This window comes from Serinicoccus chungangensis (assembly GCF_006337125.1).
GTDB classification, from domain to species: Bacteria; Actinomycetota; Actinomycetes; order Actinomycetales; family Dermatophilaceae; genus Ornithinicoccus; species Ornithinicoccus chungangensis.
Map to the genome: position 1 here is coordinate 2,368,466 of NZ_CP040887.1, position 18,936 is coordinate 2,387,401.

The 18,936-nt window shown below is 73.8% G+C and carries 22 protein-coding genes; 12 read left to right on the forward strand and 10 right to left on the reverse strand.

Going from position 1 to position 18,936, the window contains the following annotated elements; all coding sequences use genetic code 11:
• Positions 1 to 84 precede the first annotated feature (84 nt).
• The 4 genes from FHD63_RS10775 to FHD63_RS10790 all read left to right on the forward strand — a co-directional run bounded on the left by FHD63_RS10775 (position 85) and on the right by FHD63_RS10790 (position 3,256).
• Positions 85 to 723, forward strand: a complete 639-nt coding sequence (locus tag FHD63_RS10775; RefSeq protein ID WP_158296760.1) for a TetR/AcrR family transcriptional regulator — start codon at positions 85 to 87, stop codon at positions 721 to 723.
• Positions 724 to 785: 62 nt separating this feature from the next.
• Positions 786 to 1,013 carry a DUF3107 domain-containing protein gene (locus FHD63_RS10780; protein ID WP_139722072.1) on the forward strand — a complete coding sequence of 76 codons (228 nt, stop codon included), beginning with the start codon at positions 786 to 788 and terminating at the stop codon, positions 1,011 to 1,013.
• 184 nt (positions 1,014 to 1,197) lie between these two features.
• On the forward strand, positions 1,198 to 1,467 hold the full coding sequence (locus FHD63_RS10785; protein ID WP_139722073.1) for a GlsB/YeaQ/YmgE family stress response membrane protein: 270 nt from the start codon (positions 1,198 to 1,200) through the stop codon (positions 1,465 to 1,467).
• Positions 1,468 to 1,732: 265 nt separating this feature from the next.
• Positions 1,733 to 3,256: a DEAD/DEAH box helicase gene (locus FHD63_RS10790; protein WP_139722074.1), complete on the forward strand. Its 1,524-nt coding sequence runs from the start codon at positions 1,733 to 1,735 to the stop codon at positions 3,254 to 3,256.
• Here the strand turns inward: FHD63_RS10790 and FHD63_RS10795 are convergent.
• Positions 3,232 to 4,104, reverse strand: a complete 873-nt coding sequence (locus tag FHD63_RS10795) for a PHP domain-containing protein (protein WP_139722075.1) — start codon at positions 4,102 to 4,104, stop codon at positions 3,232 to 3,234. The two genes, FHD63_RS10790 and FHD63_RS10795, sit on opposite strands and share 25 nt — an antisense overlap.
• A 97-nt stretch (positions 4,105 to 4,201) precedes the next feature.
• Here FHD63_RS10795 and FHD63_RS10800 point away from each other — a divergent pair, with 97 nt between their 5' ends.
• Positions 4,202 to 4,900, forward strand: coding sequence for a DcrB-related protein (locus FHD63_RS10800; protein ID WP_139722076.1), 699 nt, complete (start codon positions 4,202 to 4,204; stop codon positions 4,898 to 4,900).
• Positions 4,901 to 4,963: 63 nt separating this feature from the next.
• Here FHD63_RS10800 and FHD63_RS10805 read toward each other — a convergent pair whose 3' ends face one another.
• Entirely contained in the window at positions 4,964 to 6,466 is a 1,503-nt protein-coding gene (locus FHD63_RS10805; protein WP_139722077.1) for a threonine/serine exporter family protein, read from the reverse strand.
• Between the two features lie 70 nt (positions 6,467 to 6,536).
• Here FHD63_RS10805 and FHD63_RS10810 point away from each other — a divergent pair, with 70 nt between their 5' ends.
• Complete coding sequence (locus tag FHD63_RS10810; protein ID WP_139722078.1) at positions 6,537 to 8,051, forward strand: aminopeptidase P family protein; 1,515 nt, start codon at positions 6,537 to 6,539, stop codon at positions 8,049 to 8,051.
• Between the two features lie 16 nt (positions 8,052 to 8,067).
• Here the strand turns inward: FHD63_RS10810 and FHD63_RS10815 are convergent, their stop codons facing one another.
• A complete protein-coding gene (locus tag FHD63_RS10815) occupies positions 8,068 to 8,562 on the reverse strand; it encodes a YflT domain-containing protein (protein ID WP_139722079.1) in 495 nt (164 codons plus the stop codon).
• 89 nt (positions 8,563 to 8,651) lie between these two features.
• On the opposite strand from FHD63_RS10815, the gene FHD63_RS10820 reads away from it, so the two are divergent.
• From FHD63_RS10820 to FHD63_RS10830, 3 genes are read left to right on the forward strand one after another with little or no spacing between them, the layout of a single operon-like run.
• Positions 8,652 to 9,935, forward strand: a complete 1,284-nt coding sequence (locus FHD63_RS10820; protein WP_139722080.1) for a magnesium transporter MgtE N-terminal domain-containing protein — start codon at positions 8,652 to 8,654, stop codon at positions 9,933 to 9,935.
• Entirely contained in the window at positions 9,928 to 10,533 is a 606-nt protein-coding gene (locus tag FHD63_RS10825; protein ID WP_139722081.1) for a DUF1003 domain-containing protein, read from the forward strand. The genes FHD63_RS10820 and FHD63_RS10825 overlap by 8 nt, the downstream gene beginning before the upstream one ends.
• Before the next feature lie 43 nt (positions 10,534 to 10,576).
• Positions 10,577 to 11,734 (forward strand): Mrp/NBP35 family ATP-binding protein, encoded by a 1,158-nt coding sequence (locus tag FHD63_RS10830; protein WP_139722082.1) that lies wholly within the window; start codon positions 10,577 to 10,579, stop codon positions 11,732 to 11,734.
• Between the two features lie 4 nt (positions 11,735 to 11,738).
• Here the strand turns inward: FHD63_RS10830 and FHD63_RS10835 are convergent, their stop codons facing one another.
• From FHD63_RS10835 to sigE, 3 genes are all read right to left on the reverse strand, one after another.
• Entirely contained in the window at positions 11,739 to 12,143 is a 405-nt protein-coding gene (locus FHD63_RS10835; RefSeq protein WP_139722083.1) for a twin-arginine translocase TatA/TatE family subunit, read from the reverse strand.
• A gap of 61 nt (positions 12,144 to 12,204) precedes the next feature.
• A complete protein-coding gene (locus FHD63_RS10840; protein ID WP_139722084.1) occupies positions 12,205 to 13,437 on the reverse strand; it encodes a S1C family serine protease in 1,233 nt (410 codons plus the stop codon).
• A gap of 26 nt (positions 13,438 to 13,463) precedes the next feature.
• A complete protein-coding gene (gene sigE / locus FHD63_RS10845) occupies positions 13,464 to 14,048 on the reverse strand; it encodes an RNA polymerase sigma factor SigE (RefSeq protein ID WP_139722085.1) in 585 nt (194 codons plus the stop codon).
• A gap of 66 nt (positions 14,049 to 14,114) precedes the next feature.
• Between sigE and FHD63_RS10850 the strand changes: the two genes are divergently transcribed.
• Positions 14,115 to 14,747, forward strand: a complete 633-nt coding sequence (locus tag FHD63_RS10850) for an O-methyltransferase (RefSeq protein WP_139722086.1) — start codon at positions 14,115 to 14,117, stop codon at positions 14,745 to 14,747.
• Positions 14,748 to 14,810: 63 nt separating this feature from the next.
• Here the strand turns inward: FHD63_RS10850 and FHD63_RS10855 are convergent, their stop codons facing one another.
• Positions 14,811 to 14,978 carry a DUF3117 domain-containing protein gene (locus tag FHD63_RS10855; RefSeq protein ID WP_010147956.1) on the reverse strand — a complete coding sequence of 56 codons (168 nt, stop codon included), beginning with the start codon at positions 14,976 to 14,978 and terminating at the stop codon, positions 14,811 to 14,813.
• Between the two features lie 133 nt (positions 14,979 to 15,111).
• Between FHD63_RS10855 and FHD63_RS10860 the strand changes: the two genes are divergently transcribed.
• Positions 15,112 to 15,900: a PaaX family transcriptional regulator gene (locus FHD63_RS10860; protein WP_158296761.1), complete on the forward strand. Its 789-nt coding sequence runs from the start codon at positions 15,112 to 15,114 to the stop codon at positions 15,898 to 15,900.
• Positions 15,901 to 15,909: 9 nt separating this feature from the next.
• Positions 15,910 to 16,713 carry an enoyl-CoA hydratase/isomerase family protein gene (locus FHD63_RS10865; protein ID WP_139722088.1) on the forward strand — a complete coding sequence of 268 codons (804 nt, stop codon included), beginning with the start codon at positions 15,910 to 15,912 and terminating at the stop codon, positions 16,711 to 16,713.
• Positions 16,714 to 16,722: 9 nt separating this feature from the next.
• Here FHD63_RS10865 and FHD63_RS10870 read toward each other — a convergent pair whose 3' ends face one another.
• Genes FHD63_RS10870 through FHD63_RS10880 form a run of 3 tightly spaced genes read right to left on the reverse strand, consistent with a single transcriptional unit; the run spans position 16,723 to position 18,916 of the window.
• On the reverse strand, positions 16,723 to 17,958 hold the full coding sequence (locus FHD63_RS10870) for a hypothetical protein (protein ID WP_139722089.1): 1,236 nt from the start codon (positions 17,956 to 17,958) through the stop codon (positions 16,723 to 16,725).
• A complete protein-coding gene (locus tag FHD63_RS10875) occupies positions 17,955 to 18,590 on the reverse strand; it encodes a DNA-3-methyladenine glycosylase I (protein WP_139722090.1) in 636 nt (211 codons plus the stop codon). The genes FHD63_RS10870 and FHD63_RS10875 overlap by 4 nt, the downstream gene beginning before the upstream one ends.
• A complete protein-coding gene (locus FHD63_RS10880) occupies positions 18,587 to 18,916 on the reverse strand; it encodes a DivIVA domain-containing protein (RefSeq protein WP_158296762.1) in 330 nt (109 codons plus the stop codon). Before FHD63_RS10880 ends, FHD63_RS10875 begins: the two co-directional genes overlap by 4 nt.
• Between the last annotated feature and the right edge of the window lie 20 nt (positions 18,917 to 18,936).

Consider the following 18,936-nt stretch of genomic DNA (forward strand, 5'->3'; position numbering starts at 1 on the left):
CCCATCACACCACCCGGTGCCGACAGGCCTCCCCCGAGCGGGTCCGTGGGCCTACGATGGGAGGATCGAGAAGGAGGGAGCGCCGTGACCAGCCCCCTGACCCCCGAACGACGCATACGCCTGCCCCGAGGAGAGCGTCGAGCCCAGCTGCTCGGCGCCGCCCTGGAGGCGTTCGCCGAGTCGGGGTACCACGCCACCGCCATGGACGACATCGCCGACCGTGCCGGGGTGAGCAAACCCGTGCTCTACCAGCACTTCGACAGCAAGCTCGACCTCTACGTCGCCATCGCGGAGTCGGTGGCCGACGACGTCGTCCGGCGGATCGAGGCTGCGCTCGCGTCCGGCGATGGCAACCACGCACGCATCTCCGGGTGCCTCAGCAGCTTCTTCGAGTTCGTCGAGCAGCCGTCGTCCGGCTACCCGGTGCTCTTCCGCTCCGACATGACGTCCGACCCCGCCGTGGCCAGCATCCTGGAGCGGACCCGGCGCGCCTGCGGCGAGTCCATGGGCAGGGTCCTGGCGGAGGAGACCGAGCTCAGCTGGGACGAGTGCGTCCTGCTCGGGACGACCATGGCCGGGATGGCGCAGGCCGCCGCCGTCGCCTGGTACGACCGGCGCGGGAGCATGACCCGCGAACGGGTCCTGGAGCTGCTCTCGACGATCGCCTGGCGCGGCTTCGGGGCGGTGCCCCCACGCGCCAGGGTGGTCTCGGTCCCGGGCTAGGCTGGGCCCCGCCCCTCATCCGGGGCACGACCCACTGCCACTCGACCTGGAGGTAACCCACCGTGGAGGTACGCATCGGAGTCCGGGACGTCGGACGCGAGGTCGCCTTCGAGTCGGCCCAGACGCCGGCCGCCGTCCGACAGTCCGTGACGGAGGCGCTCAGCAGCGGCTCCTCGTTCCTCGAGCTGGAGGACGAGAGGGGTCAGACCATCATCGTCCCCACCGCCACGATCGCCTACGTCGAGATCGGCGTCCAGGAGAAGGGGCGCGTGGGCTTCGGGAGCCACTGACGGGCCGCGGCCCGGCCGCACGGGCTCCGGGAAGGTCACGAACCGGCCTCCCCGTGTCGTGTCGGCTGGTGTTCTCGCCCTGCGATCTCTACTGTGAGGGCGATCTTCGCGGGGCAGTGCCCCTGCGGGGGTCACCCAGAGGGCTCTCTCCTCCTGGGCTGACTTGTGCGAAAGGGTCATACCCATGATCACCACCATCATCGTCGCTCTCATCGTCGGCTGCATCGTCGGCCCCCTCGCCCGGCTCATCCTGCCGGGGGACCAGAACATCTCCGTCCCCATGACCATCCTGCTGGGCGCCGTGGGCTCCCTCATCGGCTCCTGGGTCGGGGCCAGCTTCCTGGGGACCAGCGGTGCCCAGTTCAGCTTCTGGGGCCTCATCCTCGGCACGATCTTCGCGATCGTCGCCGTGATGGCCTACATCGCGGTCACCCGCCGCAAGGCGGTGCGCTGACCACGCGCTGACCCCGGCACACCGGACGGCGCGCCTCCCACGGGGGCGCGCCGTCCGGCGCGTCCGGCCCCGGAACGCCTCTCGGGTACGCTGGTGCTCGTACACCGGTGCCCGGTCGGCCGTCATGCCACGATGGTCAGACGGTTGTTCGCGGGTCGGGCGAGTCGCCCGGCCCCTTTCATCGCCCCAAGTCCCCGATCGGCCCGGACCACCCCGACGTCACCTCGTCGGGAGCTGGCCGCACTCACCCGATCAGGGAGTACCCATGCAGGAGACCCGCACCTTCGCCGACTTCGGACTGCACCCGGACATCGTCCGCGCGCTCGCCGACGGCGGCATCACCCACCCCTTCCCCATCCAGGCGATGACGCTGCCGGTCGCGCTGGCCCGGCACGACATCATCGGCCAGGCCAAGACCGGCACGGGCAAGACCCTCGGCTTCGGCCTCCCGCTGCTGCACAACGTGGTCGCCCCGCAGGACGACGCGTTCGGCGACCTGGAGAAGCCCGGCGCTCCCCAGGCCCTGGTGGTGGCCCCCACCCGCGAGCTCGCGGTCCAGGTGGCCGGTGACCTGTCCAAGGCCGCCGCCCACCGCTCGACCCGCATCCTCACGGTCTACGGCGGCCGGGCCTACGAGCCGCAGATCGAGGCGCTCAACCGCGGCGTCGAGATCGTGGTCGGGACCCCCGGACGCCTGCTCGACCTCGCCGCCAAGGGTCATCTCACCCTCGGTCACGCCCGCACCGTCGTCCTGGACGAGGCCGACGAGATGCTGGACCTCGGCTTCCTCCCGGACGTCGAGAAGCTGCTGGCCCTCACCCCGGCCGGTCGCCAGACCATGCTGTTCTCCGCGACCATGCCCGGCGCCGTCGTGTCCCTGGCCCGCAGCTACATGACCCAGCCCACCCACATCCGGGCGGTCTCGGACGACGACGACGGCCGGCAGACGGTCGCGGCCGTCGAGCAGTTCGCCTACCGGGCCCACGCCATGGACAAGGTCGAGATGCTCGCCCGCATGCTGCAGGCCGACGGGCGGGGGCTCACCATCGTCTTCGCCCGCACGAAGCGCACGGCCGCCAAGGTCGCCGACGAGCTGGGCGAGCGCGGCTTCGCGGCCGCCGCGATCCACGGCGACCTCGGGCAGGGGGCCCGGGAGCAGGCCCTCCGGGCCTTCCGCAGCGGGAAGGTCGACATCCTCGTGGCCACGGACGTCGCGGCCCGCGGCATCGACGTGGAGGCCGTGACCCACGTCATCAACTACCAGTGCCCCGAGGACGAGAAGACCTATCTGCACCGCATCGGCCGGACGGGCCGGGCCGGCGCGACGGGGGTCGCGGTGACCTTCGTGGACTGGGACGACATGCCGCGCTGGGGGCTCATCAACAAGGCGCTGGACCTGGGGTACCCCGAGCCGGAGGAGACCTACTCCTCCAGCCCGCACCTCTTCGAGCAGCTCGGCATCCCCGAGGGCACCCGCGGGACGCTCCCCCGGTCGGCCCGAACCCGGGCCGGGCTGGGCGCGGAGGTCGTGGAGGACATCGAGGGCACCTCCGGCCGCGATCGGGGCGACCGGCGCGGACGCGGCCGGGGCGGCCGCTCAGGGCGAGGCGGCCAGGACGGAGGCCGCAGCGGCGGGCGTGACGGCCACCGCGCGCGGAAGGGACCGGCCGGCGAGGGCACCGGCGACACGACGCGCCGATCCAGCTCGACCGAGTCCGCGGGCTCGGGAGGCCGTCGCCGCCGGCGTCGCCGCACGAGCGCCGGTCACGGCGAGGCCCCGAGCAGCTGACCCCCCGTCCGCTCCAGCAGGGCGGACAGGACCCCGGGCTCGGTGGTGTGCTCCCCGAGACGGTTGGGCTTGCCCGACCCGTGGTAGTCGCTGGACCCGGTCGGCAGCAGCCCGTGCCGGGAGGCGAACCGGTGGGCCAGGTCCCGCCCGGTCCCGGTGTGGTCGCGGTGGTCCACCTCGACGCCGGCCAGGCCGGCGTCGGCGAGGTCGCCCAGCAGCTCACGTGGCATCATCCGGCCCCGGGCCGAGGCGAAGGGGTGCGCGAGCACGGCGGCCCCTCCGGCACCCCGCACCAGCTCGACGGCCCGCCGCGGGTCCGGCGCGTAGTGCGCCACGTGGAAGGGGCTGCTGGAGTGGAGCACGTCCGCGAAGGCCGCGTCGCGGTCCGGGTACCTGCCGCGCAGCACGAGGACGTCGGCGATGTGCGGACGCCCCAGCGAGGCACCCGGGGCGGTCTGGCTCAGCACGTCCTCCCAGGTCACCGGGAACCCGCCGTCCGCCAGCCGGTCCACCATCCGCCGCAGGCGGTCGTCCCTGCTGCTCCGGACACGCTCGAGCTCGGCGAGCAGGTCCGGGTCGGTCGGGTCCACGAAGTAGCCGAGCAGGTGGACCGACGCGCCGCCCGCGCTGCAGGAGATCTCCAGGCCGGGGACCACCGCGACGCCGCGTTCCCGGCCGGCCCGGTCAGCCTCCTCCCAGCCCGAGACGGCATCGTGGTCGGTCAGCGCCACCACGTCCAGGCCGGCCTCCCGGGCCCGGCCCACGACCTGCGCGGGTGACTCCGTGCCGTCGCTGTGCGTGGAGTGCACGTGCAGGTCGATCCGGGCGGTCGGCGCGAGGCGGGGCATGAGCCCACCGTAGGCCGCGGCCCGGGGCGGGCATACTGGAACCCCACTCCCCCTGCGCGCCCGACGCGGCGCCACCGACACGACACCGAGGAGAAGCATGACCACGACCCGAGCCTCGCTCCGGAGCGCCGGAGCCGCGACCGTGCTCGCCGTGCTCGCCCTGGCCGGCTGCGCGGAGGAGGAGCCGGTCGCGGAACCCACGGCCACCAGCACCGCGACCGACGACGCCGCCACGAGCAGCGCCGCCGAGGACGCCCAGGAGGAGACGTCCTCCGACGACGCGGCGGCGGACACCGCCACGCAGACCGAGCAGGCGGACGCGACCAGCGCGCCCGAGGAGCCGGAGGAGCTCGAGCTCAGCGCGAGCGACGACTCCTTCTCGGTCACGTTCCCCGCAGGGTGGGAGGACGCGACCTCGACCGCGCAGGAGCAGACCGAGACGGCCGTGCTGGCCGCCCGGGACGGAGAGCGCGTCGACTCCTTCTACAGCAACATCGTCATCACCCAGGAGGAGTACGTCGGCAACCTCACCTCCGCCGTGGAGAGCTCGGCGGAGCAGCTGGCCGGCGAGGACGGCGAGTACGAGCTGCTCGAGCCGGCCGAGGTGGACGGCAACCGGGCGCCCGGCTACACCCTGGTGCGCGAGGTCCAGGACGCGACCGTGCACCAGACGCAGCGCTGGGTCTCCCACGAGGGCACGCTCTACGTCGTCACGCTCTCGGCGGTGGAGAGCCAGGCGGACGAGGCCGAGCCGGTGCTCGAGGACCTGCTCGCCAGCTGGTCCTGGAACGACTGAGCCGACGACCGGCCCCGTGGACCAGCCCCCCGTCGGGGGCTGGTCCCGGTCGACGCGTCGGGCTCAGGCCTCGGCCACGTAGGTGCCCCGGGACCGCCGACGGGCGCGCAGCGCAGCCCGGTCCAGGCCGAGCTTGCGGCGCGCGAGGTAGCCGCCGATCGCGAGTCCGCCCGCCAGGCCCAGGCCCGTGGCCATGGCCTCGACGAAGAAGATGACGGCCCTGTTCACCGTCGACGGGTCGTTCTGCATGATGACGTAGAGCGCCCGGTAGACCGCCAGCCCGGGCAGCAGCGAGACGATGCCCGCCGTGGCGACCGCCGCCTCCGGCACGTGCATGACCCGGAAGGCGACGTAGGCGAAGGCGCCCACGAGGGAGGCCGCGACGGCGACACCCGCCGGGGCCGCGAAGCCCACGAAGAGCGCGGCCTCGAGCACCAGCCACGCGGGCGCCGCGATCGCGATGCTCACCAGGATGGTGCGGGTCCCGGAGTAGGTGCTCAGGCAGAAGCCGAGCGCGATGAGCATCGCGCCGATCGTGGAGATGAACGGGGTGCCACCCAGCGCGATGATGGGTGACACCTGCATGTTCACCCCGAACCACCGGGACACCCCCAGCACCGACGCGACACCGACCGCGATGCCCAGCGTCATCATGAGCACCTCGAGGCCGCGTGCCCCGGCCGTCACGTAGTAGCCGTCGATCGCGTCCTGCGCGGCGCCCAGGACCCCGAGCCCGGCCAGGAGCACGACGATGCCCGAGATGACGACCACCGAGGGCGCCTCGCGGCCGACGGCGTACATGATCAGCGCGATGCCCGTCGGGATGGCGGCGCTGAGGACCTGGGTGAAGAACGCGGCCACCCCCCAGGTGTAGAGCTGACGCTGCACCCGGTCGACGATGGCCGCGGAGAGCGCGGCGACCGCCCACATGAGGGGTCCGGCGCCGAAGAGCATGACCACCCCGACCGACATGATCGCGGCCCCGACGGTGACGACCCAGCGACGGTAGGGGTGGGGCGAGGCGAGCAGGGTCGACAGGTGGGCCCGGGCCGCGTCGACGTCCAGCGAGGGTCCCTCGTTGCTGCCCTCGGCCGAGCGCACGATCTCCTCGATGTGCCGTTGCACGGCCTCCAGCCGGGTGTAGTCGGGGGCGCGGTCGTTGATGACCCGCATGACGGTCAGGGAGTCCTCGTCGACACCCCGGTGCACGGAGACCGAGATCGAGGTGTAGGTGATGTCGACGTGCATCGACCGGATGCCGTAGGCGTGCCCGAGACGCAGGACGATGGCCACCGTGTCCGCCGCCGACGCGCCGGTCGACAGCAGCGCCTCACCGACCCGGAGGGCCAGGTCGCAGACCGCTCGGGCGTGTCGCTGGCTCGTGTCGTCGGCACCGGTCCGCACCCCCAGGGCCTTGGTGGGGGGCGAGCTCGACCGCACGACGTGCACGGCCGCATGCTTGAGGTGACGGCCGAGCCGGGCTGCGGGGATCAGCTGCGGCCGGGCGATCTGCTGCGGACCGGTCACCTCGCCGGGCATGGTCGTGAAAGGGGTCTGGTCGCTCATCACCACCCAGCGTAGGGCCCACCGCTGACCGTCCGCTCGGTGCTCCCTGGGCACCGCCTACGATGAGCCGGTGAGTGAGAAGCAGCACAAGGCGGAGCACCGGAACCGGCCCACGGGCGAGGCCTTCATGGCCTTCATGCGGGAGGGCTGGGCACCCCGGTCGGGCGAGCTCCCCGAGCTCACCGACGCCGCGCGGTATGCCGCGGCGCGCCGCGAGGCCGTGTCGTCCGCCTTCCCCGGCGAGCGCCTGGTCGTGCCTGCGGGGGGGCTCAAGATCCGCAGCAACGACACGGACTACGTCTTCCGCCCGCACAGCGCCTTCGCCCACCTCACCGGCCTGGGCGCCGACCGGGAGCCGGACGCCGTGCTCGTCCTGGACCCGCTGCCCTCCGGCGAGGGTCACGAGGCGACCCTCTACTTCCTCCCGCTGGCGGACCGCGACAGCGAGGAGTTCTTCGCCGACTCCCGGTCCGGGGAGTTCTGGGTCGGGTCCCGGCCCACGCTGGCCAGCGCCTCGGCCGAGCTGGGGGTGGCGACCCGCCACCTGTCCGAGCTCCCGGACGCCGTGGCCAAGGACGTGGGCCCCTCCGGGCTGGCGGTGCGGGTCCTGCGGGACGCCGACCGCGAGGTCGCGGCCACGGTCGACCGGGTCCGCGAGCAGTCGGGCCTGTCCTCCCACGCGCAGCAGGAGTCGGCGCAGGAGGCCGACCAGGAGCTCGCCCGGACCCTCTCCACGATGCGTCTGGTCAAGGACGACTGGGAGGTGGAGCAGATGCGGGAGGCCGTCGAGGCCACCGCGACCGCCTTCGACGCCGTGGTGGAGCACCTCCCCGAGGCGGTCCGGCGCGGGCGTGGGGAGCGCTGGGTCGAGGGCGTCTTCGGGCTGCACGCGCGCCACGCCGGCAACGGCGTCGGCTACGACTCCATCTGCGCCGCCGGCGACCACGCGACGACCCTGCACTGGATCCGCAACACGGGCGAGGTGCGGGACGGGGACCTGCTGCTGCTCGACGCCGGCGTCGAGACCGACGCGCTCTACACCGCCGACGTCACCCGCACGGTGCCGGTGTCCGGGCGCTTCACCGAGCCGCAGCGGCGGGTCTACGAGGCCGTCCTCGAGGCCCAGGAGGCCGGCCTGGCCGCGGTGCGGCCGGGCCACCGGTTCAAGGACGTCCACGCGGCCGCCATCGAGGTCATCGCGCGGCACCTGCTCGAGTGGGGGCTGCTGCCCGAGGACGTCACGCTCGAGCAGACGCTGGACGCCGAGGAGGGGCAGTTCCACCGACGCTGGATGGTGCACGGCACCAGCCACCACCTGGGCATCGACGTGCACGACTGCGCGCAGGCCCTGCGCGAGGACTACGTCGAGGGCGAGCTGCGCGAGGGGATGGTCCTCACCGTCGAGCCGGGGCTGTACTTCAAGTCCGACGACCTGCTCGTCCCGGAGGAGCTGCGCGGGATCGGGGTCCGCATCGAGGACGACGTCGTCGTGACGGCGGACGGCGCGCGCAACCTCTCGGCGATGCTGCCGCGCACGGTGCCCGAGGTGGAGGCGTGGGTGCGCACGGGCGGTCGTCGGCCCTGACCGACGCCCGGTCCGCTCAGGTCGAGCGCCCGTCCAGCAGCTCCCGCGCCCGCTCGCGCAGCTTGTGCTCGGTGAGCACCTCGTAGCGGGTGGCCACCACCTGCGTCACCGAGGTGAAGTCGCGGCGCCCCCGGGTGAAGGCATAGCCGATCAGGCCCCAGACCAGGCCGAAGACGGCACCGAAGCAGGCCGTCCAGATGACCGTCATGAGCGCGTCCCGCGGCCCGGCGAACAGGGCGAAGATGAGACCGACGAACAGACCCAGCCACACGCCGGACAAGGCGCCGCCGAGCGCCACCCGCCCGGTCGTCAGCCGGCCGGTGACCCGCTCCACCTGCTTGAGCTCGGTCCCGACGATGAGGACCTGGTCCACCGGGAACTCGTGGTCGGAGAGGTAGTCGACGGCCTCCTGGGCCTGCTCGTAGCGCTCGAAGACCCCGAGACTCTGGGGGTAGTCGAGGTCCAGGGTCGGCCGGGGCAGGGCGGCGCGGGAACCGGTCGGAGTAGTCATCCCCTCATTGTGCCCACCACCCCCGGAGCTGCGCCATCCCGGCGGACCGCGCGCCCGTGGATCGTCGCTGACCTCGTATTCTCCTGAGGGTGAGCACCCACCGCGTCTTCGTCGCCCGCCTCAACGGCCTGAGCGTCTTCGACCCGCTGGGTGACGAGGTCGGCCGGGTGCGCGACGTCGTCGTCACCCTGACCGCCCGTTCGGCGGCGCAGGGACCGCGGGTCATCGGGCTGGTGGTCGAGGTGCCGGGCCGACGCCGTGTCTTCGTGCCGATCACCCGGGTGACGTCGGTGGACGCCGGGCAGGTCATCACCACCGGGCTGGTCAACATGCGCCGCTTCGAGCAGCGGGCGGGTGAGACGCTCGTCGTGGGCGAGCTCTTCGACCGGCAGGTGACCGTGACCGACGGCCCCGAACGCCGTCCGGCCGTGGTCGAGGACATGGCGATGGACCAGCAGCGGGGCGGGGACTGGCGCATCACCAAGGTGTTCGTCCGCAAGGGTCGGGACGAGGCCCCGCGGCGGGGCCTGCTGCGCCGGCGTCGCGGGGAGACCCTGCTCGTCGACATCGACGCGGTGGAGGGCCTGCAGGAGCAAGGTCCTCCGCAGGCCGCCACCGCCCTGCTGGAGGCCTACGAGGACCTCAAGCCGCAGGACCTGGCCGAGGCGGTGCACGACCTGTCGGCCAAGCGTCGCGCCGAGGTGGCCGACGCCCTCGACGACGAGACCCTCGCCGACGTCCTGGAGGAGCTGCCCGACGACGACCGTCTCGAGATCCTCACGCACCTGCCGACCGAGCGGGCCGCGGACATCCTGGAGGTCATGCAGCCGGACGACGCGACGGACCTGCTGTCCGACCTCCCCGAGTCCGTGCGGGAGGAGCTGCTGGCGCTCATGCGGCCGGACGAGGCCGCCGACCTGCGGCGGCTGCTGACCTACGACGAGAACACCGCCGGCGGCCTCATGACCACCGACCCGGTGATCCTCGGTCCCGAGGCCAGCATCGCCGAGGCTCTCGCCCTGGTCCGGCGCGAGGAGATGCATCCCGCGACCGCGTCGCTGGTCTACGTCACCCGGCCCCCGCACGAGACGCCGACCGGGCGGCTGCTCGGCAGCATCCACATCCAGCGGCTGCTGCGCGAGGCCCCCCACCAGCCCGTGGGCTCGATCCTCGACACCGACATCGACCCGGTCTCCCCCGGAGCCAGCCTCGGCGTCGTCACGCGGGCGCTGGCGACCTACAACCTCGTCGCGCTGCCGGTGGCAGACCGGGAGGGCCGCCTGCTCGGGGCCGTGACCGTCGACGACGTGCTCGACCACATCCTCCCCGACGACTGGCGCGAGGCCGACCTGACGGAGGTGGACGATGTCTGAGCCGACGCGCCACACGGCACGCGCCCGCGGTGGCACCCGCCGTCCCGGCCCCACGTCGACCGGCCCGCGTCTGGACCAGCCCCTGGCCAAGCAGTCGCGCTGGATGCCGCAGGCGCGCATGGACCCCGAGAGCTTCGGGGCGTTCGCCGAGCGCTTCGCGCGCTTCATGGGCACGGCGCGCTTCCTCGTCTGGATGACCCTGTTCGTGCTCGTCTGGATCGCGTGGAACACGGTCCTGCCCGCGGAGGCGCGCTTCGACCCCTACGCCTTCATCTTCCTCACCCTCATGCTCAGCCTCCAGGCCTCCTACGCGGCGCCGCTCATCCTGCTGGCGCAGAACCGGCAGGACGACCGCGACAAGGTGCAGATGGAGCAGGACCGCACCCGGGACGAGCGCACCCAGGCCGACACCGAGTTCCTCACCCGCGAGGTGGCGGCCCTGCGGCTGGCCATGCGCGACATCGCGACCCGCGACTTCGTGCGTTCCGAGCTGCGGGACCTGCTGGAGGAGCTGCGCGCCCAGGACGCCGAGGACGACCCGCCCGGCGAGCGGCACCAGCACGGTGACGGGGGCACGGGGCCGCGTCCCGACCGCTGAGGGCGCCGTCGGCGGCACGGCCGAGGACGCCTACCATGGAGGTATGCCCCTCCCCAGCGACGACGCCCTGCACGCTGCCCTGGCCCGCGTCAACGACCCGGAGATCAAGAAGCCGATCACCGAGCTCGGGATGCTCGAGGCGGTCGACGTGGCCGACGACGGCCACGTCCAGGTCACGGTGCTGCTCACGGTCCCCGGCTGCCCGCTCAAGGACACCATCACCCGCGACGTCACGGCCGCGGTGAACGAGGTCGAGCACGTCACCGGGGTGGACGTCCGACTGGGAGTCATGAGCGAGGAGCAGCGCGGCGCGCTGCGCGACCAGCTGCGGGGTGGCCAGACCGAGCGCGAGATCCCCTTCGCCCGACCCGACTCGCTGACGACGGTGTATGCCGTGGCCTCCGGCAAGGGCGGCGTGGGCAAGTCCTCGGTCACCGTGAACCTGGCCGTGGCGCTGGCCGAGGAAGGGCTGCGGGTGGGGGTGGTCGACGCCGACATCTACGGCTTCTCGGTCCCCCGCATGATGGGGATCACCCAGGCGCCCACGCAGGTGGACGACATGATCCTGCCGCCGGTCGCCGAGCCGAGCGGGGTCAAGGTCATCTCCATCGGCATGTTCGTGCCCGGCAACCAGCCCGTCGTCTGGCGCGGGCCGATGCTGCACCGGGCCATGCAGCAGTTCCTGGCCGACGTCTACTGGGGTGACCTGGACGTCCTGCTGCTCGACCTGCCCCCCGGCACCGGCGACATCGCCATCACCGTGGCCCAGCTGCTGCCGAGCAGCGAGCTGCTCGTCGTCACCACGCCCCAGCAGGCCGCCGCCGAGGTCGCCGAGCGCGCCGGGGCCATCGCGCTGCAGACGCACCAGCGGCTCGCCGGGGTCATCGAGAACATGTCCTGGCTGGAGCTGCCGGACGGCTCGCGCTCCGAGCTCTTCGGCAGCGGCGGCGGCCAGGCGGTCGCCGACTCGCTGTCCCGGTCCATCGGCGCGGACGTGCCGCTGCTGGGGCAGGTGCCGATCGACGTCGCGCTGCGCGAGGGGGGCGACCACGGGACGCCGGTCGTGGCGGCCCAGCACGGTGCGGCCGACACCCCGGCCGCCACCGCGCTGCGGGGCGTGGCCCGGCAGCTGGCCCGGCGGGGCCGTGGCCTGGCCGGGCGCAAGCTCGGCATCACCCCCACCGCCCGCGCCTCGTCGTAGGGCGCTAGGTCGCGTCGCTGTCGAACGGCGTGGGCCGTGACGGGTCGTGCCCCGCGCCCACGGCCGGGCGCATCCGGGCTGACACCGGCTTCTCCGGCTTCTCCCGCGCCGCGGCGCCCGCCCCCGCCCGGGCCGCGGACGGCGTCGACCCCCGGGGCTCGGTGAGCGCCTCGCGCACGATGCGCCGGGGGTCGTACTGCCGGGGGTCCAGCTGCTGCCAGTCGATGTCGTCGAAGCCCGGACCGAGCTCGTCGCGCAGCTGGCCCTTGGCCCCCTCGGCGAGGTCGCGCAGGTAGCGCACCCCCTGCCCGAGCTTGGCGGCGTACCCCGGCAGCCGGGTCGGGCCCAGGATGATGAGGGCGGCCAGCACCAGCAGCAGGATCTCTCCGCCCGCGAAGTTGCCGATCACGCTGCTCCTCCGCTCCGTGAGCCACCCCGTGCGGGTGGCCGGGTCACCGGTGTCACCCTACCTAGTCCCCCGAGCCGACCAGCGTGACGCTCACCGTGCGGTCCTCGCCGGCGGCCGTGCGCAGCTCCATCTCGACGGTGTCGCCGACGGCGTAGGAGCGCAGGACCACGATGAGCTGCTGGGAGTCCCGGATCGGCATCCCGTCCACGGAGAGGATGACGTCGCCCGGACGCACGCCCGCGCGGTCGGCCGGACCGCCGTCGACGACAGGGTCCTCCTCGCCGGCGACCTCCCGACGGACCCGGGCGCCGTCCCCGGTGTAGGTGAGGTCGACGAGCACGCCCATGACCGGGTACTCGCTGGTCCCGGTCTCGATGAGCTGGGTCGCCGTGCGGTCCGCCTGCTCGGCGGGGACGGCGAAGCCCAGACCGATGCTGCCCGACCTCCCGCCGAACCCGGCGGCCTGGGGCACCTGGGCGATGGCGGAGTTGACCCCGACGACGCGACCGGACAGGTCGAGCAGCGGACCGCCCGAGTTGCCGGGGTTGATGGCGGCATCGGTCTGGATGGCGCTGATGTAGCTCGTGCTCTCCTGCGTCTCGCCCGCGACGACCGGGCGGTCCTTGGCCGAGACGATGCCGCTGGTGACGGTGCTGTCCAGCCCCAGAGGGGCACCCACCGCGACGACCGTCTGCCCTACGAGCACGTCGTCGGAGTCGGCGAAGGCCAGCGGGGTGAGGTCCTCCCGCTCCACCCGCAGCACGGCGATGTCGTAGGCCGGGTCCGAGCCGACCACCTCGGCCTCCAGCGGCTCCTCGCCGGGCAGCTCGACGACAATCGGGTCGTCCTGGCCCGCCCCCTCGATGACGTGGTGGTTGGTGACGAGGTAGCCGTCACGGCGCACGACGAAGCCGGAGCCCAGGCCCAGCGAGCCGTCCTGGCCGATCGAGATGAGGGCCACGCTGGGCAGGACGGCACGCGACAGCCCGCTGATCGTGCCGTCGGCCTGCACCGGCGGGGCCGCGGGGCTGCTCTGCGCCGCGTCGTCCGCGGACGGGTCCTCGACCTGGCCCTGCCCCTGGTCCGCCGTGGACGGGGAGGACGGGGTGGGCTCGATCCGGTCCGCGAGCACCGCGCCCCCCAGGCCGCCCAGCACCCCGCTGACCAGAGCCACGAGCACCACGGGCACGAGCGAGCGACGCGCGGGCCGCCGCGCCGGGGCACTCCGTGGCGCCGCGCCTGCGGGGGGCGCGGCGGGGCCGTCGACGGGCCGCTCGGGCGTGGGCTCGGTCATACCCACGGATTGTGCCAGCGCCGACCTCAGCCGAGCGCGGCGGCCGGTCGGCCGAGGCCCGCGCCGGCCGGACGCAGCCCGCGCTGGGGCCGCCGGTGGGCCAGCGACTGCCGCAGCAGCGCACGCCCACGGTGGATGCGCGAGCGCACCGTCCCCATCTTGATGCCCAGGGTCTGGGCGACCTCCTCGTAGGACAGGCCCTCGATGTCGGACAGGACCACCGCGGCGCGGAACTGCGGCGGCAGGGCGTTGAGCGCCTGCTGGATGTCCCCGTCGAGGTGGGTCATCGCGTAGACCTGCTCGGGATCGGTGCCGGAGGCCCGCAGCGGCAGCCGGGCGGACAGCTCCTCGGTCAGCGCGTCGAAGCGGATCCGCTGCCGCCGTCGCATCTTGTCCAGGAAGAGGTTGGTCGTGATGCGGTGCAGCCACCCCTCGAAGGTGCCGGGACGGTAGGAGTCGAGGGAGCGGAAGACGCGGACGAACACGTCCTGCGTGAGGTCCTCCGCCTCGTGGGGGTCGCCGGTCAGCCGGTAGGCCAGGCGGTAGACCCGGGGAGAGTGCTCGCGCACGATCTCCTCCCAGCTCGGGGGGACCCAGTCCGGCGTCGACATGGGGACAACGCTGCCAGGCCCGGCTGGGAGGAGGCTGGACGGGTGGGGCGGGATAGGCTACGCCCCATGGCAGCACCCAAGGCATCCTCGGTCGCCTACGCCGAGGACTTCATCGCTCCCCACCCGGTCATCGAGTCGGCCCAGCGCCGCGGCGAGGAGCTCGGCGCGACCCCCCTCGGCAACGCTGCGGGCGCGACGCTGCGGCTGCTGGCCGCCGCGGTCCGGGCCGCCCACGTGGTCGAGGTGGGCACCGGTGCCGGGAGCTCGGGTCTGTGGCTCCTGCAGGGGATGCCGCGCGACGGGATCCTCACGACGATCGACAGCGACCCGGAGAACCAGCGAGCCGCCCGGGAGGCCTACGCCGCCGCCGGCATCCCGCCGCAGCGCACCCGGGTCATCAGCGGGGACGCGGCCGCGGTCCTGGGTCGGCTGACCGACGGCGCCTACGACCTGGTCCTCGTCGACGCGGACAAGGACGGCTACCCGGTCTACACCGAGGCCGCGCTGCGGCTGCTGCGTCCGGGCGGGCTGCTCGTGCTCGACAACATGCTCTGGCACGACAAGGTCGCCGACCCTGCCGCCCGGGACGAGACCACCACGGTGCTGCGCGACCTCGGCAAGACGTTGCGCGAGGAGGACGGACTGGTGCCGGCCCTGCTCCCCGTGGGCGACGGGCTCCTCGTCGCCGTCAAGCGCTGAGCAACGCAGGAGCCCCCGGACGGCGACGGCGTCCAGGGGCTCTCCGGCGGTGCGGGCGGCTGGTCAGCCCACGCAGTCCTTGATGGCGTCGCCCAGGGCGCTCGCCTCCTCGGCGTTCATCTCGACGACGAGCCGGCCACCGCCCTCCAGAGGCATGCGCAGGACGATGCCGCGGCCCTCCTTGGTCACTTCCAGCGGACCATCCCCGGTGCGAGGCTTCATTGCTGCCATGGTTGCCCTTCCTCGTGGCGCGGCCTGCCGCCGCTCCTCCGCCGCGGTGTCGACGGAGACATACCGCTGAATTATCCCCCCTGGCTGCGGCCGTGCCTAATCGGGGTGACCCCGCGTGCGGCACACTGTCCCCGTGCACGCCCGCTCCGCCGTCGTCGATCTCTTCGGCGACCACCTGCGACGACGTGGCTGGTGGGCCCCGGTCTCCGCGGTCCTCGCGCTCACCTCCGCGGTCGAGGTGGGGGGCCCGGCCACCCGGACCGCGATCTCCCGCCTCGTCGCCCAGGGGTGGCTCGAGGCGCGGGCCGACGACGGGGTGCGGGGGTATGCCGCGACCCCGCGTGCGCGGGTCCGCTGGGAGCGGGCGCACGACCGGGTGTACGCCCCCGGCCCCCCGCTCTGGGACGGCTGCTGGCACCTCGTCCACGTCGACTCCGGGGGCGACCGTCGCCGGCGCGAGCAGGTGACCCGGACCATGACCTACCTCGGCTACGGGCGGCTGAGCTCCGGCGGCTGGGTCAGCCCGCGGCCGAGCCCGGAGCTCGAGCCCTCGCTGGAGCCGCTCGAGGTCGGCTGGGTGGCCCTGCACGGGCGGCTGGAGCCGGTCCAGGACCCGGCCCGGCTCGCGGGCCGGGTCTGGGACCTGGACGGCCTGGCAGAGGAGCACCACCGGTTCGCGGACCTGCTCGCCTCCGGACCGGCGGTGGCCGGGCTGGGTCCCGAGGGCGCCTACCGCGAACGCACGGCCCTGGTGCACGCCTGGCGGCGCTTCCTCTTCCGGGACCCCGACCTCCCTCCCGAGGTGCTCCCGGTCGGCTGGCCGGGCCACCGGTCGCGACAGCTCTTCCTCGATCGCGCGGCCGCGCTGGCCCCCGCCGCCGACGACTACGTCGATGGCGTGCTCGCCTCGACCGTTCGGTAGGTTGGGCCGATGAGCAGCGCCGCCTCTCCCGTCCACGTGGACCACGACGCCGGCAGCGGCGTCGCCGTCCTCCGGCTCGACCGACCCGAGGCCATGAACTCCCTCGACGTCGCGACCAAGGAGGCCCTGCTCGAGGCGGTGCGCACCGTCGCGGACGACCCCGCGGTCCGCTGCGTGGTGCTCACCGGGACCGGCCGGGCGTTCTGCGTCGGCCAGGACCTCAAGGAGCACGTGCAGCTGCTCGGTGAGGACGCCGAGATGCTGTGGCGGACCGTCGCCGAGCACTACAACCCCGTGGTCGAGCTGCTCGCGACCATGGACAAGCCGGTCATCGCCGCGGTGAACGGTGTGGCGGCCGGCGCCGGGGCGGCCTTCGCCTTCGCCTGCGACCTGCGCTACGTCGCGGCCTCGGCCGGCTTCAACCTGGCGTTCACCGGGATCGCGCTGTCCTGCGACTCGGGCACCTCCTGGTCCCTCCCCCGCCTCGTCGGCACGGCACGGGCCAAGGAGCTGCTCCTCTTCCCGCGGACCGTCCCGGCGGAGGAGGCGCTCGGTCTGGGGCTGGCGACCGAGGTCGTGCCCGACGAGGACCTGCTCGCGCGGGCCCTGGACGTGGCCCGGCGGCTGGCGGCCGGGCCCACCCTGGCCTACGGCGCCGTGCGGCGGGCGGTCGCGTTCTCCGCCGGCCACGGTCTGGCGGACTCGCTGGAGGTGGAGGAGACGCTCATGGCGCGGACCGGGACCAGCGCCGACCACCGCGCCGCCGTGGACGCCTTCCTGGCCAAGGAGAAGCCGGTGTTCACCGGTCGCTGACGCGCCCGGTCACGGCGGGTAGTCGCTGGGTGGCTCGAACCGGAAGAGGTACCACCCCCACCAGACCTGCCACATGATCATGAGGGCGGCCAGGGTGGTCGTGCGGACCACGAGCAGCCAGCGCGGCTGCCGGTGGTGGCTGCCCGGCGCCCAGCCGGCCCCGGCCAGCACGACGAAGAGGGGGAAGAGCAGCATGAGGTAGCGGTACAGGCTGGTCCACGGGTCCAGCGCCGCGAACAGGTAGAGCGCGTAGCCGAGGCACCACGTGCGCAGGGCCAGGCCGAGCCCCGCCGCCCACGGCCCGAGCACCGCCAGGACGAGCAGCCCGATGCCGGCCACCAGGACGAGCAGCCCGGTGAGGTCCCCCCACAGCCACTGCGCGCGCTCGATGCTGGGCAGGAACGGCAGCACCTGCTCCCCCCCGCGCCAGGCGGACATCGTCGAGGTGTAGGCGTCCGCGCGACCGGTCCGCACCCAGGCGATCGTCGGCCAGAGCAGCCCCGCGAGACCGCACCCGACGAGGGCGGCCGTCATCGCGAGGTACTCCCGGGGCCGCAGCGGGCGCTCGCGCCTCCGGCGCCACCGCGCGACCACGACCACCAGGGCGACCAGCCCCAGCGGCAGCGCGACCGGGCGCGCCAGCCCGGTGAGCAGGGCGACCGCCCCCGCGGCCCACCACCGCTCCCGCACGAGCAGCCACAGCGCGGCCGCCAGCACGAGCAGCGCGAGCGACTCGGTGTAGGCGACCTGGAAGGTGGGCGAGCTCGGGTACGCCCCGAGGAGAGCCACCCCCGCCAGCGCACCGGCCGGCCCGACGCGCTCGCGCAGCAGGCCGGCCACGACGACGGCGGCGGCATACCCCAGGAGCGTGGCGACGACGGGTCCGGCGACCGCGAACGGCCACCCGGTGAGCGCCATGACGCCGCGCGCCAGCAGCGGGAAGGCGGGGTAGAAGGCCCACGGGTTCTGCTGGACGACCCCGTCCGCGCCGACCGGCACCTGGTCCGGGTAGCCCTCGGTGGCGATGCGCTCGTACCACTGGCCGTCCCACAGCGTCGCGAACTGGAAGTACAGCCCCACGCCGGGGTCGTCGTAGACGGAGGGGTCCTGGTGGTCGTGGGCCAGCCGGACGAGGACCACCGCGCTGACCGCGCGCAGCAGGGTCCACAGGAGCAGCACCGCGCCCACGAAGCGCAGGTCGGGCAGGCGGCCCCGGCCCGGGGCCCGCGGCACCGCGCGGGTCATGAGGTGGCGCGCATCTCCGTCGGACGGAGCCCGGAGCGCGCCGAGCCGGCGCGGAAGCACCCGACGAGGTGGTCGTCGACCAGCCCGCAGGCCTGCATAGCGGCATACAGGGTGGTCGGACCGACCTGCTCGAAGCCGGCCTTGCGCAGCCGCTTGGCGAGCAGCTCGGACTCCGCCGTCTGGGTGGGGACGTCGGAGAAGTGGCGCGGCCGCGGCGTGGGCTCCGGCGCGTGGGTCCACAGGAGCTCCTCGAGACCGCCGTGCTCGCGCAGCCCGAGGGTGGCTCTGGCGTTGGCGATGGTGGCCTCGATCTTGCGACGGTTGCGGACGATGGACTCGTCCTGGAGCAGGCGCCGCACGTCGGCCTCGGTGTAGTCGGCGACCACCTCGGCGTCGAAGCCCGCGAAGGCACGTCGGAACGCGGGACGCTTGCGGAGGACGACCAGCCACGAGAGGCCGCTCTGGAACCCCTCCAGGCACAGGCGCTCCAGCAGCGCGGCCTCCCCGTGGACCGGTTTGCCCCACTCCCGGTCGTGGTAGTCGCGGTAGTCCGCGTGGTGCAGGCCGGGCCAGCCGCACCGGGCGACCCCGTCCGGGCCCACCGTCAGGTCCTGTGCGCGCACGTCGTTCACCGCTGCCCCTCCGCCGTCCGGTCCGACCACTCCCCCGCCGCTGCACCCCGGTCGTCGCGCAGCCGGAGGATCTCGGCGTCCCGCTCCCGCAGCTCGACCACGAGCCGCTCCATGACCCGGTCGACCTGCTCCATGCGGTAGCCACGCAGCGCCTGGTCGAAGCGGACCGCGTCCAGCGCCTCCGGCGGGACCGGACCGGGGGGCAGCCCACGGGAGGACTGCGTGCCCACCGCCGGGCCGACCCCGGGCACCTCGCGGCGGGCGACCGCCCAGGCCAGCACGGCACCGAGGGCGATCACCGCGACGACGACCCCGAGGATGATCACGGCACCGATCATGGCACGCC